This window comes from Helicobacter sp. 11-8110 (genome assembly GCF_003288905.1).
In the GTDB taxonomy this organism is placed as follows: domain Bacteria; phylum Campylobacterota; class Campylobacteria; order Campylobacterales; family Helicobacteraceae; genus Helicobacter_D; species Helicobacter_D colisuis.
The window spans coordinates 104365-122274 of the sequence record NZ_NHYL01000003.1 but is presented as its reverse complement, the minus strand read 5'-3'; the positions used below and the strand labels follow the sequence as shown (position 1 = coordinate 122274).

The following is a 17910-nucleotide window of genomic DNA, read 5'->3' as shown; positions in this document are numbered from 1 at the left end:
TACTTAAAGCAAAGTTTTTTTGTAGAATGCCAAATCCTTGATTTTAGATTCTATGCTTTCTGTATAATGTTCTAGTTCTTTTTTTCTTTTAACAGAAATTTCTATAAACTCGCTTTCTTGTTCTATGCCAACAAATTTTCTATTTAAAAGATTTGCTGCAATTCCTGTAGTGCTAGATCCTGAAAAAGGATCGCAAATAAGAGAATTTTCATTGCTTGACATAAGCAGTAATCGAACCAACAACGCTAAGGGTTTTTGAGTAGGATGTTTTCCACAACTTTTTTCCCAAGGAGCAATGGCTGGAAAGCTCCATACATCACGCATTTGCTTACCACCATTTAAGTCTTTTAAAAACTCATAATTAAAGGTATGCTTATGTTTATGGCTTTTTCTTGCCCATATAATTTGCTCAGTAGAATGCGTTAGATAACGACAGCTAAAGTTTGGTGGAGGATTAGTTTTTTGCCAAGTGATAATATTTAAAATCTTGAAATCAAGCTTTTGTAGTGCTCTCCCAAGTGAAAAAATATTATGATAGGTTCCACTTATCATAATACTGCCCGTAGATTTTAAGGCAGTTTTTGCATTAGCAATCCATTTCATATTAAAATTATCAATGTCTTCAATTTCATTACCTCTATCCCATTCCCCCTTATTCACGCTTGCAATTTTACCATTTTGGATACTCAAACCATCATTTGACAAGAAGTATGGAGGATCGGCAAAGATTAAATCAAATTTTTCTCTCATCTGGGGTAAAAGCTCGTTGCAATCACCTTGATAAAGACTAAAGCTAGAATCTATGCTTGCAAAAATTGGTTTTGATGTGCGAAATTCAGCGGTCATTTTATGCCCTTAAGAATCCATAGGAATTGGCAAGCCAAAAACTTGTAAGGGAATATATTCAAAGTAATACCTACAATTCACACTAATAATATAATCCAACACATCTCTATATTCTGGTTTTTGGAACCAATTACTTAATAAATATATATATTCCACTTCCATATTAAGGCTAGATAAAAGTTTTTGATACTGCTTTTTCTTAAAATCGCAAGTTTGTAATTTTTCATCAACAGAACCTGCGACCTGCTGAAATTTACATTCAATAACAAAAAATGTGTTATTGATAATAACATAGATGCTATCATCTGGCAAAAGCCTTTTAGAAATAATCTTTTTCCAATCTACTTGACGTTTTTCTAAAAACTTATAAAATTCATTTTTTTTAAAAATTTGTGCTACTAATTCATCGCAATAATATACTTGTCTATCAGAATCAATCCTGTATCCATTCTGCCTGGATAAAAAGGTAGCCAAATCTACCTTTCCTTCAAAAATTAATCCCGTTTTTGTATTTGAACCACCAATGCCATTTGCTATCATAAAATCCTCCTGCGATGATTTACCCAAACACCCTTTTAAAGATAGAATCCACATTTTTTGTATAGTAGGCAAACTCAAAGCAATCGCGGATAATCTGCTCTCCATTGCCACCATTCTTGCTAAGAAGTCCCACAAGTTCAGAATCTGCCAAAAGATATTGCAAATAAAGCGATTCGCCCTTTGCATTAAGCGCAGGTTGTCCCTCTTGCAAACTCTGCCATACTTTCATCGCATTTCTTTGCACAATCTTATAAGCATCTTCGCGACTTACACCGCATTTTGGAAGCTCTAGCAAGATTCTTTGAGAAAAAACCAAGCCACCTGTAAGATTAAGATTTTTTAGCATATTTTTAGGATACACGACAAGCTTATCAATCAAGCTTGTAAGGCGTGCAAGCATAAAATCCGTCGTAATAAAACCATCAGGTAAAATAAATCGCTCCACACTTGAGTGGCTAATATCTCGCTCGTGCCACAATGCGACATTTTCCATAGCCGGTAGTGCAAAACTGCGTATCACGCGACAAAGCCCTGTGATATTTTCAGACAAAACAGGATTGCGTTTGTGTGGCATTGCACTACTTCCTTTTTGTCCTTGGCTAAAATACTCCTCTGCCTCATACACTTCGGTGCGTTGCAAATGTCTAATTTCAACAGCAATTTTTTCACAACTACTTGCTAAAAGCGCCAAATCAGTCATAAGCCGTGCGTATCGATCTCTTTGGATAACTTGATTACTTGCTGGAGCAGCCTTTAGTCCTAGATTGGCACATACAAGCTCTTCGAGCTCTATAGGAGTGTGGGCGAGATTCCCCATTGCACCGCTTATCTTGCCTACGCTAATCACCTCCAAGGTAGATTCTAAACTCTGCAAGTGTCGCCCTATCTCATCATACCATATCGCACACACTAAGCCAAAAGTGATAGGTTCGCCGTGAATTCCGTGACTTCGCCCCACCATAAGCGTATCTTTGTGTTCATAAGCGCGTTTTTTTATCACTTCACGCAATGCCTTCACATCTTCAATGATGATCTTTAGCGAATCGCGCATTTGCAAAGCCACAGCGGTATCAATCGTATCACTAGAGGTGATTCCATAATGAAACCATCGCGATTCTTCGCCTAGAGATTCTGCAACGCTTGTAGTAAAAGCAATAAGATCGTGCTTAGTAACCGCTTCTATCTCATCAATTCTTGCAATATCAAACTTCGCATTCTCACAAATTTTTTTACAATCGCAATCAGGAATAAGTCCTAATGTATTCCACCCCTTAACCAATGCCTTTTCTACCTCTAGCCACGCGGAATACTTCGCATTCATATCCCAAAGCTTTTTCATCTCTTCTCTTGCGTATCGCTCTACCATTATAAATCCTTTAAAAATGTGCTACAATATCCTAACATAAGACCACTTAAAAGTTGCAAAATGCCCTTTATAAAGCAAAAATTTTATTTTCAAACTCCCATTAAAGCTTATTTGTTTTTAATGCAACAATTTAATTTAAATATGGCACAAGCTCAAAGCTATATTAATAAGGGCAGAGTTGTTTATGAAGGCAAGATTCTGGGTAATAATGAGAAAAATAAAATCTTAGAAAGGGAAGTAGAAGTTTGGATTTTTAAGCCTAATTCTATTGGGCTTAAACCTATTTATGAAAATGAAGATTTTGCTCTTTTTAACAAACCTGCTCAAATGTTAATTCACCCAAAAGGAAGGTTTTTTCATCATAGCTTGATTGATGAGGTGCGTGAATATTTTGGGGTTGAAGCTTCTTTGATACACCGAATCGACAAAGAAACAAGTGGTTTAGTTTTGGTAGGAAAGCATAAAAAGAGTATTGTTGAGCTAGGGGAATTGTTTGCCAATAATCGCATAAAAAAGAAATATCTAGCGCTTATTAAAGGGAAAATGCGTAAAACTAGCAAGATTTTTGGAGATTTTTGCCTTTTGATGCCACTTAGTTTGCAAGAAAAGGGCGGAGATTTAAGTGTGCGCTCTGTGTTTTTAGGGCAGAATCTAAGAAAAGATTCTAGGCTTTTGGGGTTTAGAGATGCAAAAAGTGAGTTTGAAATTTTGGGGGAGTTTGGGGAGAATACTTTGCTAAAAGTTTATCCTATAACAGGCAGAACGCATCAGATTAGAGTTCATCTTTTTTCTATTGGTTTTCCGATTTTGGGCGATCCGCTTTATGGTTGTGAGGATTGGCAGAGTAGAGAATATTTGGATAGTGAATTTATAGAAGAAAATCAAGATTTTGGACTTTGTGCACAGAAAAGAAAAGAATATTTTGGGGCAGAGCGATTGATGTTGCATGCTTATAGTTTGGAATTTTCTTATAAGGGGAGGGAATATTATTTTAGGAGTTGTGAGAGATTTTATTTGTAGAATCTAAATTGTATAAAAGAGATTTCTTTTTAGGGTTGAATAGGGGATTGCAAGGGTAAAGGGCGCTAAAGCCCTAGTTTTGTTTAGATTAGATTAGCAATTTCTTTGGCGTGATAGGTGATGATAATATCTGCTCCAGCGCGTTTAAAGCCAATCATTGTTTCTAGTAAAACGCGCTCATAATCTATAATTCCTGCTTTCTGTGCAAACTTTAACATAGCGTATTCGCCACTTACATTATAAACAGCTAGTGGTAACAAGGTTTGCTCTCGGATATCTCTTACAATATCCAAATAGGCTAGGGCAGGTTTAACCATTAAAATATCTGCGCCTTGCGCCTCATCTTCTAGGCTTTCTAGAATCGCTTCGCGACGATTTGCAGGGTTTTGTTGATAGCTTTTTCGATCGCCAAAACTTGGAGTGCTTTGTGCCACATCTCTAAAAGGTCCATAATAGCCACTTGCAAATTTCGTAGAATAACTCATTAAAGGAATGTGATTAAAACCATTAGTATCAAGTATAGTTCGCAAACTTACTATCATTCCATCCATCATAGCACTAGGCGCGATTAGATCAGCACCACTTTGGGCTAGAATCAAGGCTTGTTGATTAAGGATTTCTAGGGTTAAATCATTATCAACAGAATTAAGTTTTGGGTTTAAGATTCCACAATGTCCGTGATCGGTGTATTCACAAAAACATAAATCAACACAAATTAGCATATTGGGAAATTTTTCTTTAATGGCTCTTGTGGCTTGTGCGATAATTCCTTCTGGGCTTAGGGCTTCGCTACCGATGCTATCTTTGATTTTTGGAATCCCAAAAAGAATGATTGAAAAAATCCCAAGATTTTGTAGAGCCTCACACTCTTTTAGGGCTTCATCAATGCTAAGCTGAAAAACATCTGGCATAGATTCTATTGGATTTCTGATATTTTTACCATGCGTGATAAAAAGCGGATAGATAAAATCTTTTTTATGCAAGGTTGTTTGTGTTAGCATTTCTCGAATGTTTGGGTTTAGTCGCATACGTCTTAATCGCTTGAACATAATTATCCTTTTAAAGTTTTATGGGATATTACCCCTTTTACTATAAAATTATTCTGATTTTCTTTGTAAAAATATTCTAATTCTAATCCTTGTGATTCTAGGGTGCTTTTGATGATATAAATCCCAAGCCCTAAGCCACTTGTATTGGATTTAGAATCTTTAAAAAAAGGCTTAGAGTGATCTTGCAAACTATAAGGTAGTGGCATTCCATAGTTTTTGATTCCTAAATTTTTGTCTTGAATATAGATTTCAATTTGTCCTTGTGTTTTATATTTAATAGCATTATCAATGAGATTTTTAATTACTAGGGCAATCATTTCAAAATCGGCATATAAAAAACATTCTTCTTTAGGGAAGATAAAAAGTGTGGAAATTTGTTCTTTGTCTAAAAGTAGCATTTCAAAAACTTTATCCAAAACTTCCTTAAGTGAGATATTGCATTTATTGAGGCAGTAATTGCGAGAGCTTAATTCTTCAATTTTTGCAAACTCATTAATTAGCGAATTAAGTCGCTCAAACACTGAACACAAACGCTCTTTATAAAGTGTGTTATCAATCATTTCAGCAGTAATTCTTCCTTTGGTGATAGGGGTTTTTAGCTCGTGCATAATGGAGCGCAAAAAGAGATGTCTAGATTGGTTTAGGGCATTGATTTTTTTAACGGCATTATCAAATTCTTGCGCTAATTCTCCAATTTCATCATTTTGATTGATTTTGCAATGAATGTCTGTTTGTCCATTGGCAAATTTTCTTATTTCCTTTTGGAGTGTTTTGAGAGGTAAGAGACTGCGAATAACAAGCACAAAAAGAAAAACAACGATAATAAAAGCAATAAAAGTAATGATATAGTAGTTAAAAAGCCTATTAAAATGAATATCTCCATAAACTCGCCAACCATTTGGGGTTTGTAAAAACAAATAAATCCCTTTTTTTTCTTTGATAATTTTTACAATCACTCCTTGGTTAAAATTTGGTGAAATATGATTCTCAAAGCGCTTGAGAAATTCTGTGTTGTCAATTTGGACTAAAGCCAATTCATCAAGGTATTTTTCAATCAAGGCAATGTTGCCCCCAAAGCGCACAAGCTGATTGATGGTAGCTAGGAATTGAGTGTATTTGAGTTGATTTTCATAGGTTTTTTTGTCGATTTCTTCACGAATAAAATAATAAGAAAAAGCACTTAAGCCAATAATGGCAATTAAAAAAAGAATAGTAATCTTTACGATAATTGAGTTTTTATTCATTGTCTTTAGTTTGGAATTTGTAACCGATTCCGCGAATAGAAAAAATATACTTTTTGCCTTCCTTTTCAATCTTAGCGCGTAATCTGCCCATAATCACATCAATGCTTTTGTTGGTGCTATCTGGACTAATTGAATCAGAATGTGCTGCAATAGAATCGCGCGTTAATGCTTGATTTTTGTTTTCTATCATAAAGCTTAAAATCTCGTATTCTGCTTTGGTTAAATCTAGTGGAGTATTGTTAAGAAAAATTTCTCGACTACTTTTGTTAAGCAAGAAAGGAGGGCAAATGATTTCGGTAGAATTAGGTTCTTTAGTTGTTTTATATCGGCGTAAAACACTATGGATTCGCGCTACAAGTTCTTTTGGATCATAGGGTTTTGGTATGTAGTCATCCGCACCATATTCTAATCCTAAGACTCGATCATCTATATCGTGTCTAGCAGAAGAGATGATAATGGGGATGTGCTTTTCTTTAGCAACTTTCTTACAAACCTCAAGCCCATCTAGGTTAGGGAGTGTTAAATCTAAAAGAAGGAGGTCAAAATGTCGAGTGTTAATTGCACTCATACCCGTATAGGGTTCATCATAGTTTGTTACATTAATATCATGGGCTTTGAGGTATTCGCTAAGAATAGTTGCTAATTCCAAGTCATCCTCAATCATTAAAATTTCTAGCATGGTGTTTTCCTTACAAAAAGGAGGATTGGGTATTTTAGGGGGTTGAATAAAAATTCAGGAAAACACCCACTAGAATAAATATCTCTAATTAAAAATAAATTCTCTTCACAAAGGAGAAACGGATGAAAAACTCTAACTAATGTTGTGCGGAACATTTGTATCTCAAGCCATCCTGCTTGAGACAATGAAATTATAAAATAATAGAGTAAATCAAAAGTAAATGAAAAAATTTTTTTCATTTTTGATTCTTTTTTTCATCGATGATGGCTAAAGTAAATTCTAAAAAGTTAAGAATCATATCAACTTTTTCTTCAATATTTCGATTATTGGGTGATTGCAACCCTTCAAATAAGACAAGAATCCTATCTTGTAGATTATTTAAAAATTTTTCTTCTTCAGAATAATACTTAATAAGAAGTTCCTTAAGTTCTTTGTGGTTTTTTAAATCAAGCTTTTGGATTTTTCTTTCATAAGAAGCAGGAGTTGTGGGTGATTCTTTTTTTGCTTCTTCGGCTGCTATAATATCTAAAAGAGCATCTCTTTCTGGCTTTTCTTCAAGTGAAATTGTAGATTCTGCATCTAAGTCAATCTCTGCTAGAGTTTTTAAAATTGCCTCTTTTAATTCCATAATTGCAATAACCACCTTTCAAATTCATTAAATTCAATTTTAGAATCCATTTGGATAAAAAGATTAAGCATATTCTCATCAGCTTTGCCATAGCTTTTGCGATTACTTGTTAGGCGCTTTAGCGCCACTTTTGCTTCAGTGTTATTGGGGTTTTCTTGCAAGATAGTTTTATAAATTTGAGCGGCTTCATAACGATGACCTTGGGTTTCATAGATGCTTGCAAGCGTGAGTGTTTTCATTATATAGCCTCAAAAATTGAATTCCAAACTATCATTTTAACATAAATTTTATAAGTTTAAAATCTTAAAATAAAATCAAGATTGTTTTTTATAGCACAAAGGCTTTTAAGAATTCAGAGATTTTTTGCTGATCCTTTTTACCTGTAGTTGATTCTAGACTAGAATTAACATCAAACATTTTAACTCCGATTTTTCTTAAATCTTGAATATTTGAGATTCCCACTCCACCAGCTACACAGAGATAGCAACTAGTTTTTTCTTGGAGTGATTTTAATGTGTTAAGCGCAATATTTTTGCCACTTCCACCCCCTAGAGTGCTTTTGGAATCTAGCAATACAAAAGGGCTTATAAAATCGCCCAAATCCTCTGCTTTCTCCACATTCCAAGCTTCATAAAATGCAAAATTTGCTTCTTTTAAATTTATGCTACCAAAGCTTTTTTGGCTTACTCCATGGAGTTGCAAAGCATCAATAATGCCCTCTTTGTAGAGATTAATAGCTATTTGCATCATTTCTTGGTCATCTTTAACCACAGCAATTTTAAGAATTTTTGGATGAGCTTGCAAACTTTTGGCGATTTCTTTGATAGTTTCTGGGTTGGTAAATCGGGGAGAATCTTTAACTAAAATAAATCCTAGTGCTGCAATTTTTTCTAGGGGTGAGTTTAGGTTTGATTCTAAAGCTTTAGCGCACATTAGCGCATCTTTGCTAGAAGTGATTCCACAGATTTTCAAAAAGCCTTGCTTGGAATCAAGGAGTTTAAAAACATTGCGATAAAAACCATTGGGTGATTGTTTTCCGCTAATAATTGCACTCTTTAGGTGTTTTAGGGTCTGTGCGGGTGTAGAATCGCGCACAAGATAACTGCCACACAAGATTCCATCAAAGCCAATATTTCCTACTACAAAGCCATCAAAACTACATTCAATGGAAGATTCAAAGATGATTTTACTTTGTGGATTTGTTTTTTGAATGTAGTTTAAGAGATTGTAAGCTTGGATTTTATTAATGGTAAAAGTGTGTAAATCGCGTGAATTGATGCCAATAAGAGTTGCTTGAAGTGGAGTGATAAAATCAACTTCTTTGGCATTATGAACTTCTATTAATGGGGTTAAGCCAAGCCTTAAAGATTCTTCATAAAGTTGCTTAAGTCTTGCAAAACCCCCATTTTCATTATTGTTGCCGATAAAAATAGCGGCAATTAAAAGCACCATATCCGCACCAAAATCATAAGATTCTTGAATTTGCTCAAGCTTAGTAATGAAGTCTTTGCGCAGTATGGTAGCATTTTCGTGGCTTAGTTTTGTCTCTTTTAAATCCTCTAAATCGCCTTTAAAGAAATCTTTTTCGCATAAGACAGAAATCGCACCAGCCCCACCATCAAGATAGCTTTGAGCTAGATCTTTTGGGCTGTTTATCGCTCCAATATCCCCTGCTGAAGGACTAGCTCTTTTAATCTCGGCAATCAAAAAAGGAAAGTTAAACTTTGGGGAAGTGAGTTTAGCTGCTCTTGTAGTTTTTAAAATGGGATATTTGGCTTTTGTTTGGAGAATTTTTTTAAGAATGGTTGGAACCATCATTAATCCTTTGTGGGGCATTGATTGCTTAGGGTTTTAAAAGATTCTAAAAGAGAGAAAACTTCCTTGCTTTGAATGATTTCTTTGGCTTTAAAAAAACCTTCTTTGATATTTTGGGCTTGATTGCAAAGGTATAATGCAGCGCCCATATTTAAAGCAACTAAATCAAGCTTGGGAGAGGGTTTGGCATTAAAAATATCCAGTGTGATTTGTAAATTTTCTTGACTATCTCCGCCTTGCAAGAGTGAATGATTGACAAAGTCTAATCCCACTTCAATGGGATTAAAAATATAGGTTTTAATGCTTCCGTTTTGTAACTCTGTAATTTGTGTTGGCGCACAAAGTGAGATTTCATCATAACCATCAAGTCCGCTCACAACCATTGCTCGTTTTACACCTAAAATTGCTAAGGCTTTTGCCATAATTTCAGTGTAAGATTTATCAAAAACTCCGATAAGTTGGTGGGTTATTGGACTTGGATTGCTTAGGGGACCTATGAGATTAAAAGCGGTTTTAAATCCAAGTGAGGAGCGAGCATTGGCTGCAAAACGCATTGCAGAATGGAATTTTTGGGCAAATAAAAAGGTAATGTGGAGATTTTCATAAATGGTTTTAACATTGCTAAAATCCATATTGACATTAATGCCAAGTGCATTTAATAAATCAGCCGAACCACTTTTAGAAGTAACCGCTCTATTGCCGTGTTTAATGATTCCAAAGTTTGATTTTTGGGCTTGTGTGGCAAGAAGCAAAGCAGCTGTTGTGGAGACATTAAAAGTTTTTGCCTCACTTCCCCCTGTGCCGACCATATCAAAACGAATGTCAAAATTATCTTTTAAGTTGAGTTTAACAGCTTTCTTTTTAAGCACAGATGCAAAACCTGCTAATTCATACTCATCAATGCCTTTAATTTCTAGGCTAGTTAAAATACTTCCAATTTGCGCATCACTTAAGTTGCCTTCAGTGAGTTCATCCATTAGATTATAGCTTTCTTGAAAATTGAGAGATTTTTGGTGAAGGACTTTTTTGAGATAGTCTTTTGTGGGGATTGGCTCTCTTGTGTAATGCAAAAAGTTAAGTAGCATTTTAATGCCTTCTTTTGTGCCAATGGATTCAGGGTGGAATTGCAATCCTACAAGATGATATTGTTTATGCTCAACTGCCATAACTTCGCCATCTTCACTCATTCCGCTAATCAAAAAACAATCTGGAATCTCTTCTTTTTTGCCCACAAGAGAATGATAACGCGCAATGGGAGTTTTTTGACTAATATGGCGGAAGATCCCTTTGGCATTGTGAATGAGTGGTTCAACTTTCCCATGCACAATATTTTTGGCATTTTTGATTTCAACTCCAAAAGCGCTTAAGATAGCTTGGTGCCCAAGGCAGATTCCTAAAATTGGATAGATTCCTTTAAAGTGTTGCACAATTTGGATACTAATTCCCGCATCTTTGGGGGATTTTGGACCAGGTCCTATAATGATGTAGCTTGGGTTAAGTGATTGGATTTCTTCTAGGCTAGTTTGATCATTTCTTAAAACTTTAATGGGATAGTTAAAGCGACTAAAAGCTTGATAAATATTATAAGTAAAAGAATCATAATTATCAATGAGTAAAATCATAGCACTTCCTCTGTGTCTTTAGGGGCAAGTAAGTCTTTTTGTGTTGGATTAGTTTGCATTATTTTCTTCCATAATGGCTTCCACTAAAGATAGCATTTTATTTTTGGTTTCTAAATATTCTTCTTTGGGGATAGAATCATAAACAATCCCTGCACCAGCTTGGAGATAATAAATGCCTTTTTGATAGACTGCAGTTCGGATAGCGATTGCAAAATTCATATCGCCATCTTGTGTAAAATATCCAATGGCTCCAGAATAAATGGCTCTTTTGTGTTCTTCTAAAGATTCGATGGTTTTAATAGCTTGAATCTTGGGCGCCCCACTCACAGTTCCAGCAGGAAATGTTGCTAAAATAGCATCATTTTTATTATGGATTTGTAAATCCATTATGCCCTCTACTTCAGAGACAAGGTGCATCACCCTAGCGTATTTTTCGATCACTTTTTCTTGAGTAACTTCTATGCTACCACCTATTGCAACCTTTCCAATATCATTACGCCCTAAGTCTAAGAGCATCAAATGTTCAGCATTTTCTTTTGGATTATTTTTTAATTCTTCTTCTAATTGCAAATCTTGAATCTGATTGTTTCCTCTTTTGCGAGTTCCAGCTATAGGGCGAAGAGTGATTTTGGCTTTTTTATCATCAATTTTTTCAACTTTAACTAACACTTCAGGGGAGCTACCAATAATTTGAAAATGCCCAAAATTGTAATAATACATATAAGGGCTTGGATTATTAGTGCGTAGATTCTGATAAGCTTTTAGTGGTGGTAAGTTGCTTTCTATTTGCATACTTTGGCTTGGGACACATTGCAAGAGATTGCCTTTGTAGATTTCATCTTTAAGGAAGGTAACCATATGAGTGTAATAGGATTGCTTATCGCTAGAAATAACTTTTGAATGATAATTTTGCGGAGATTCTTGTTTTTGTTGAATATTTTCTAGCTTGCAGATAAGTTTATCAAGACGATTTTTTAGGTTATGGGATTGTGTCTCTTGATCATAGGCGACACTAATGAGATAAAGCGATTCATAAAAGTGATCAAAAATAGCAAAATCACGCCCAAAAATAAAGGCATTGTCATAGCAATCATAAAGGGGGGGATTATTAAAGCTAAGGGATTCAATCTCGCTAAAAAATTCATATCCCAAATATCCTACTCCTCCAAGCGGTAAAGGTAAATCGCTAGGTAGTGCAGAATCAAAGCTAGAATCTTTGGGGTTTGGAGCAAGGTTTCTTAGGGATTCTAAGGTTTTCAAAAAAGGTTGCTTGGGGAGAATGTGCTTAGAATCCAAAAAAAGCAAGGAGGTTTCTTGATTATCTTTTGTAACTCTAAAGGCTTCTTCTAAAATAAGAATAGAGAAGCGTCCTTTTCCACTTTTTAAAAATGCCGATTCAAGCAATACAGGAGCACTGAAAGTTTCACAAAGCATTAAAGGTGTAAGCTTGGAAGCCGGAATCTTGCAGAATTCCAAAGCCGAATCATAGCCTTTTTGATTGAGATTTAAAAACTTAAACATAACATTTCTTTAAAAATTAGTTTTAAAAATTAAATTTTTAATTATACTATTATTTTTTTAAAAAGAAATTTGAGTTTGGATTAGATATAATGGCACAAAAAATTATAAAGAAAACAAATGGCAGAAAAAATATTTTTAAAATCAAAAAAAGGTTTTTTTGGAGAGGATAAGGGTGATTTCCACGCTTTTGGTGGGCAGTATGTGCCAGAAATTTTGTATCCAGCGCTAAAGGAGCTAGAAAAGGCTTACAAAAAGATTCTGTTCTCTAAGGAATTTCAAAGGGAATTTAAGGAACTTTTAGCAGAATTTGTAGGTCGTCCAACACCCCTAATTTATGCAAAAAATGCTAGTAAGATTCTGCAAAATCAGATTTATTTAAAGTTTGAAGGTTTGGCAAATACAGGTGCGCATAAGATTAATAACGCCATAGGGCAAGTGCTTTTGGCTAAAAAAATGGGTAAAACAAGAATCATCGCAGAAACAGGTGCAGGTCAGCACGGACTTGCAGTGAGTGCAGCGTGTGCAAAGCTTGGCTTAGAATGTGTAGTTTTTATGGGAAGTAGGGATGTGAAACGACAATTTCCTAATGTGTTTAATATGCAACTTTTGGGCGCTAAAGTGATTGGTGTAGAGAGTGGATCACAAACACTTAAAGATGCTGTTAATGAAGCATTAAGAGAATGGAGTAAAGATAGTAAAAATACCTTTTATGTGCTTGGAAGTGCATTAGGACCTTATCCTTATCCAGATATTGTTAGAGAGTTTCAAAGCGTGATTAGCAAGGAGCTAAAAACTCAAACGAAGCAGTTTTTTAAAGGTAATCCCGATATTATGGTGGCTTGTGTCGGAGGTGGAAGTAATGCAATGGGATTTTTTAGGCATTATTTAGAGGATCGAGAAGTTACTTTGGTAGGAATTGAAGCAGGGGGAATGAGTAAGGAAAAAGGGAAAAACGCCATAAGAATGGGGAATGCAAATGCGCATCTTGGAATCATTCAAGGCTATAAAAGCTATTTTTTAAGTGATAATTATGGTAATCTTTTAGAGACTTATTCAATTTCAGCAGGGCTTGATTACGCAGGAATTGGTCCTCAACTTGCACATTTAAAAGAAATAGGGCGTGTTAAATTTAGTTCTAGTAGTGATAAGGAAGCTTTAGAAGCCTTGGAGTTTTTTGCTAGAAATGAAGGGATTATAGCGGCTTTAGAATCAAGTCACGCTTTAGCAGGAGCTTTGAGCATTGCTAAAAAAGTTAAGAATAAAAAGATTTTAGTAAATGTTTCAGGGAGAGGGGATAAGGATATTTTTATTACCGCAAAAGCCTTGCAAAAAGATCGTTGGAGTGAGTTTTTGGCAAATGAGATTGCAGAGATGAGAGGGCAATAATATGAAAGAAGAAAACATTAAACTAATGGGGCATATTGTTGCTTCATTCCCTAGTTTTGGTGAGAGTTTAGAAGCAGCACTTGGAATCGCACGAGGTGGAGCGGAGTATTTAGAAGTGCAGTTTCCCTTTTCTGATCCTAATGCTGATGGTGTTGTGATTGCGAGTGCTTGTGAAGAATCGTTAAAAAATGGATTTAATACAGATTTGGGATTTGAGTTTTTGCAAAGGCTTAATGAAGCCTTTAAGCAAAGGGATATTAAAACAAAAATTTTGATTATGACTTATGGCAATATTTTGTTTGCCTATGGTATTGAAAAATTTCTTAAAAAAGCCAAAGAATGCGGAGTTTTTGGGCTTATTGTGCCGGATTTATCTTTACAAAATGATGAGAGACTTTTTGAATTAAGCAAAAAACACGGGTTAGAGAATATTGCACTTATTGCGCCTTATACCGATACAAAGCGAATGGAGAAGCTCGATAGGGCAACAGGGAGTTTAATTTATGTTGTTGCGAGAAATGGTATTACAGGTGATGGGACATCAATTGATTCTACTCTTTTAGAATATATAAAGAGAGTGAAAAAACATACAACAAAGCCTATTGCATTGGGATTTGGAATTCATAGTAGAGAGCAAATTGATGCTTTGCATGGGATTGTGCCAATCGTGGTTGTGGGGAGTGCGTTTGTGAGAATGATTGCTCAAAGTGCTGAACAAAAAGTGAATTTACAAGATAGACTTTATCAATTTACAAGGGAATTGCTAGGAATTACATTTTAGAGTGTGATTTTATAGTTTGAACTATTATCTAAGTAGTTTGAAAATTAATGTTAAATATTACGAAGTTTTAATTAAAAAAGAGAGTAATAAAATTTCTTAAACCCAAAAAGGGTTTGAGATTGATTAAGAGACTATTGAAGTAGTCTTAAGATATTTTGTTGTGTAGCATTAGCTTGGCTCATTGCATAGCTTCCAGCTTGTGCAAGGATATTTAGGTTAGAGTAGTTTGCAGATTCGCTAGCGAAATCAACTTCTCTAATTCCTGATTCAGCAGATTTAACATTCACTTGTGTGATAGTGATGTTATTAACTGTAGATTGCATTTGTTGTTGCACAGAACCAAGGTCAGATCGGATAGAGTCAAGTTGTTTGATTGCTGATTCTGCAATATCCATTACTAGCATCGCACCTTTAAGGGTGATAACTCCTGCTTCTAATCCTTGTCCAGTTGCACCACTCCAAACTCCCGCGTTTCCACCGATAGCAGATCTAACATCCGCACTTAAGTTTCCTTTGATTTCTCTAAGGGTGGTTGTAGTTTGAGCTGCTCCGCTTGTCTTTGCAACATTTGTTAATCCTGTACCGCTAATTTTAATGTCATTGGCACCCACTCTTGTGAGGCTTAAAGAACCAACAAAGGTGCTAGTTGCATTAGCAGCAGTTATAATGGCTGCACCACCTGCACTCATACCGCCACCTGCAACTTGGATTGCACGACCATCATTGGAAGTGAGCACTAGTCTTCCTGCTTCATCGGTTGAAGCTTGAACACCGGTTTGCTCTTTGTAAGCATTGATAGCTTGGACAAGCCTTCCATCAGAATCATTAGCTTTAATATTTTCAATACCACCAATTTTTACTCCATTGATAGTTAAGCTTGTAACATTACCTGCTGCGACACTTTGAGAACCTGTTTTAATAACCGTTGCTTCTGCGCGAACTCCCCCTAGTGCATTAGAGTTTTTGTTGATTACTTCTGCTAAAGCACCCAAACCTGTCCCTGCTGAAGTTGAGATTACAACACTCTCTAGTTGAACATCATTGTTTCCTTGTGCTTGAACGAATTTCATCGATGTGGTGCCTAATGCACTAAATTTTAAAGTCTCGCTTCTAACATGCCCGATTTTATCGGAGCTTGTCGCACCAATGCTAGTTCTAATAGTTTGGTTAGAGAATGCTCCTACTTGGAATTCTTTGTTAGTAAAGCTACCAGAAAGTAATGACAAACCATTATAAGAAGTAGTTTGTGCAATATTATCAAGCGATTCGATAAGGCGATTAATGTCAGCTTGAATAGCGGTTCTTGTTGTTGTGGTTTGACCATCTTGCGCTGCTTGAGTTGCTTTTGTTTTGATAGTGTCAAGGATTTTTACTTGCTCATCCATCGCCTTATCAGCAATTTGGATAATTCCCATACCATCATTTGCGTTACGGATTGCTTGACCTAAAGTGTTTGCTTGAGAGCGCAAACTATCTGCAATTGCCATACCTGAAGCATCATCTTTAGCAGAGTTGATTCTTAAACCTGAACTTAACTTTTGCAAAGAACTAGAAAGACTATTTTGTGTAAAAGTGCTTTGTGCAGTTGCATTTAATGCATTAACATTTGTATTGACTTGAAATGCCATTTGAAACTCCTTTTATGTCTTGCTTTGCCTTCCTTGGCTTAGCATTGATTTAATTTTAACCCTTAAACAAAAAAGCAATTTAAAAGCAAAGAGCTAATTTAGCTTTTTGCGAGCGCTTTCTTGTTTGGTTATGTGATTATATCGGATTTTTTTTTAAAAGCTTTAGTGTTTTTGTGAAAAATTACAAATTTTTAAGGCAATAAAGTTATTGCTTTTTTAAAATGCTTGTTTTGTGGAATTTATCTAGTTGTTTTTTGGAGAGTGCTTGGGAATATTTTTTTGATTATTTGTTGATTTACAATTTTTTGTAATAATTTCTTTATACATTTTATTTTAACAAAGGAGAACAAATGAAAATTAAAACACTTCTTTTTGGGGCATTGTTAGCTGGAAATGTTTTTGCTTTTGAAGTTAGCACGCTGCCTAATATTGCTTCTAGAGAAACTCCTGATATTTCAGAAAACAAAGTTTATTCTTTTTATGATTCAATTAAAGAAGCAAAAAAAGGTGTTGTTAATATCTCTACGCAAAAAAAGGTCAAAGCAACCAATATTCAAGGACATCCACTTTTAAACGATCCATTCTTTCGGCAGTTTTTTGGCGATGCTTTTGGGGCGATTGTGCCTAAAGATAGAATTGAACGAAGTCTTGGAAGTGGTGTGATTATCTCAAGTGATGGTTATATTGTTACTAATAATCATGTGGTTGAGGGTGCTGATAAAATTATCGTTTCTTTGCCAGATTCTAATAAAGAATATGAAGCAAAGATCATTGGTAGAGATGAAAAAAGTGATTTGGCAATTGTAAAGATTAATGCAAAAAATCTTCCTTTTTTAAAATTTGCTTCAAGTGATGATTTGCAAGTGGGTGATGTTGTTTTTGCTATTGGGAATCCTTTTGGCGTGGGTGAGAGTGTAACGCAAGGGATTATCTCTGCACTAAATAAAAGTGGTATTGGAATTAATGATTATGAGAATTTTATCCAAACAGATGCTTCTATTAATCCGGGAAATAGTGGTGGAGCATTGGTTGATAGCCGTGGTGGATTGATTGGAATTAACACTGCTATTCTTTCGCGCACAGGTGGAAATCATGGTATTGGATTTGCGATTCCATCAGAAATGGTAAAGAAAATTTCTAAAGCTTTAATAGAAGATGGCGTGATTGAGCGTGGTTATCTTGGTGTGAGTATTCAAGATATTAGTGGAGATTTAAAAGAAGTTTATAAGAATCAAAATGGCGCGGTTGTAATTTCTATTGAAAATGATTCTCCAGCACAAAAGAGTGGTTTAAAAGTTTGGGATTTGATTACTAAAGTAAATGGAAAACCTATTAGATCTGCTGCTGAGCTTAAAAATTATATTGGCACTTTTAGTCCTAAAGACAAAATTAATCTTACTATTATAAGAGATAAAAAGGAGCAAAATTTAACACTCACTTTAGCTAAACTTTCTACTGCGCAATCTGTTGCTAAAGAAGTAGGTAGCATACAAGGGCTTGAGGTTTCAGAACTAACGCCAACAATAAAAGAAAATTATGGAATCCCAAGCAATATTCAAGGGATTTTTATTTCTCAAGTGGCACCAAATAGCAAGGCAGAAGAGCTAGGATTTAGAGAGGGGGATATTATTGTTCAAATTGAAAGCTTTAGTATTTCAGATCTAAAATCCTTTAACGATGCACTTAAACGCTATAAAGGGCAACCAAAGAGAATGCTAATCAATCGAGGTGGCAGAATCTTTAGCATTGTTGCTAAATAAAGGATAGGGGAAGCCTATCCTTGCC

The 17910-nt window shown here is 35.2% G+C and carries 16 protein-coding genes; 4 read left to right on the top strand and 12 right to left on the bottom strand.

All coding sequences use genetic code 11. The features are described 5' to 3' along the window. Window positions 1-3: 3 nt before the first annotated feature. From CCY98_RS04540 to purB, 3 genes are read right to left on the bottom strand one after another with little or no spacing between them, the layout of a single operon-like run. Complete coding sequence (locus CCY98_RS04540) at window positions 4-846, bottom strand: DNA methyltransferase (protein ID WP_112057403.1); 843 nt, start codon at window positions 844-846, stop codon at window positions 4-6. A 9-nt stretch (window positions 847-855) separates the two neighbouring features. Further along, window positions 856-1386 (bottom strand): PD-(D/E)XK nuclease superfamily protein, encoded by a 531-nt coding sequence (locus tag CCY98_RS04535; protein ID WP_112057402.1) that lies wholly within the window; start codon window positions 1384-1386, stop codon window positions 856-858. A gap of 19 nt (window positions 1387-1405) precedes the next feature. Then, a complete protein-coding gene (gene purB / locus CCY98_RS04530) occupies window positions 1406-2752 on the bottom strand; it encodes an adenylosuccinate lyase (protein ID WP_112057401.1) in 1347 nt (448 codons plus the stop codon). Between the two features lie 60 nt (window positions 2753-2812). On the opposite strand from purB, the gene CCY98_RS04525 reads away from it, so the two are divergent. Then, window positions 2813-3772 (top strand): RluA family pseudouridine synthase, encoded by a 960-nt coding sequence (locus tag CCY98_RS04525; RefSeq protein ID WP_112057400.1) that lies wholly within the window; start codon window positions 2813-2815, stop codon window positions 3770-3772. 83 nt (window positions 3773-3855) lie between these two features. Here the strand turns inward: CCY98_RS04525 and hemB are convergent, their stop codons facing one another. The 8 genes from hemB to CCY98_RS04480 form a co-directional block, all read right to left on the bottom strand. Continuing rightward, the gene (gene hemB, locus CCY98_RS04520; protein WP_112057399.1) at window positions 3856-4821 is read right to left on the bottom strand and encodes a porphobilinogen synthase; all 966 of its coding nucleotides are present in this window, start codon (window positions 4819-4821) and stop codon (window positions 3856-3858) included. Window positions 4822-4823: 2 nt separating this feature from the next. Beyond that, window positions 4824-6065: an ArsS family sensor histidine kinase gene (locus tag CCY98_RS04515; protein ID WP_112057398.1), complete on the bottom strand. Its 1242-nt coding sequence runs from the start codon at window positions 6063-6065 to the stop codon at window positions 4824-4826. Next, window positions 6058-6744 carry a response regulator transcription factor gene (locus CCY98_RS04510; protein ID WP_112057397.1) on the bottom strand — a complete coding sequence of 229 codons (687 nt, stop codon included), beginning with the start codon at window positions 6742-6744 and terminating at the stop codon, window positions 6058-6060. Before CCY98_RS04510 ends, CCY98_RS04515 begins: the two co-directional genes overlap by 8 nt. A gap of 235 nt (window positions 6745-6979) precedes the next feature. After that, window positions 6980-7372, bottom strand: a complete 393-nt coding sequence (locus tag CCY98_RS04500; protein WP_112057395.1) for a hypothetical protein — start codon at window positions 7370-7372, stop codon at window positions 6980-6982. After that, window positions 7363-7611 carry a hypothetical protein gene (locus tag CCY98_RS04495; RefSeq protein WP_181566543.1) on the bottom strand — a complete coding sequence of 83 codons (249 nt, stop codon included), beginning with the start codon at window positions 7609-7611 and terminating at the stop codon, window positions 7363-7365. Before CCY98_RS04495 ends, CCY98_RS04500 begins: the two co-directional genes overlap by 10 nt. Window positions 7612-7699: 88 nt before the next feature. After that, the gene (locus CCY98_RS04490) at window positions 7700-9187 is read right to left on the bottom strand and encodes a bifunctional indole-3-glycerol phosphate synthase/phosphoribosylanthranilate isomerase (RefSeq protein WP_112057393.1); all 1488 of its coding nucleotides are present in this window, start codon (window positions 9185-9187) and stop codon (window positions 7700-7702) included. Window positions 9188-9189: 2 nt separating this feature from the next. Then, on the bottom strand, window positions 9190-10809 hold the full coding sequence (locus CCY98_RS04485; RefSeq protein ID WP_112057392.1) for a bifunctional anthranilate synthase component II/anthranilate phosphoribosyltransferase: 1620 nt from the start codon (window positions 10807-10809) through the stop codon (window positions 9190-9192). A 48-nt stretch (window positions 10810-10857) separates the two neighbouring features. Beyond that, window positions 10858-12330 carry a chorismate-binding protein gene (locus CCY98_RS04480; RefSeq protein WP_112057391.1) on the bottom strand — a complete coding sequence of 491 codons (1473 nt, stop codon included), beginning with the start codon at window positions 12328-12330 and terminating at the stop codon, window positions 10858-10860. 117 nt (window positions 12331-12447) lie between these two features. Here CCY98_RS04480 and trpB point away from each other — a divergent pair, with 117 nt between their 5' ends. Further along, window positions 12448-13716, top strand: coding sequence for a tryptophan synthase subunit beta (gene trpB / locus CCY98_RS04475; RefSeq protein ID WP_112057390.1), 1269 nt, complete (start codon window positions 12448-12450; stop codon window positions 13714-13716). Window position 13717: 1 nt separating this feature from the next. Beyond that, window positions 13718-14497: a tryptophan synthase subunit alpha gene (trpA, locus tag CCY98_RS04470; protein WP_112057389.1), complete on the top strand. Its 780-nt coding sequence runs from the start codon at window positions 13718-13720 to the stop codon at window positions 14495-14497. Between the two features lie 131 nt (window positions 14498-14628). On the opposite strand, the gene CCY98_RS04465 is transcribed toward trpA, so the two are convergent. Continuing rightward, window positions 14629-16125 (bottom strand): flagellin B, encoded by a 1497-nt coding sequence (locus tag CCY98_RS04465; protein ID WP_112057388.1) that lies wholly within the window; start codon window positions 16123-16125, stop codon window positions 14629-14631. Window positions 16126-16475: 350 nt separating this feature from the next. Here CCY98_RS04465 and CCY98_RS04460 point away from each other — a divergent pair, with 350 nt between their 5' ends. Continuing rightward, the gene (locus tag CCY98_RS04460) at window positions 16476-17885 is read left to right on the top strand and encodes a DegQ family serine endoprotease (RefSeq protein WP_112057387.1); all 1410 of its coding nucleotides are present in this window, start codon (window positions 16476-16478) and stop codon (window positions 17883-17885) included. Window positions 17886-17910: the final 25 nt, after the last annotated feature.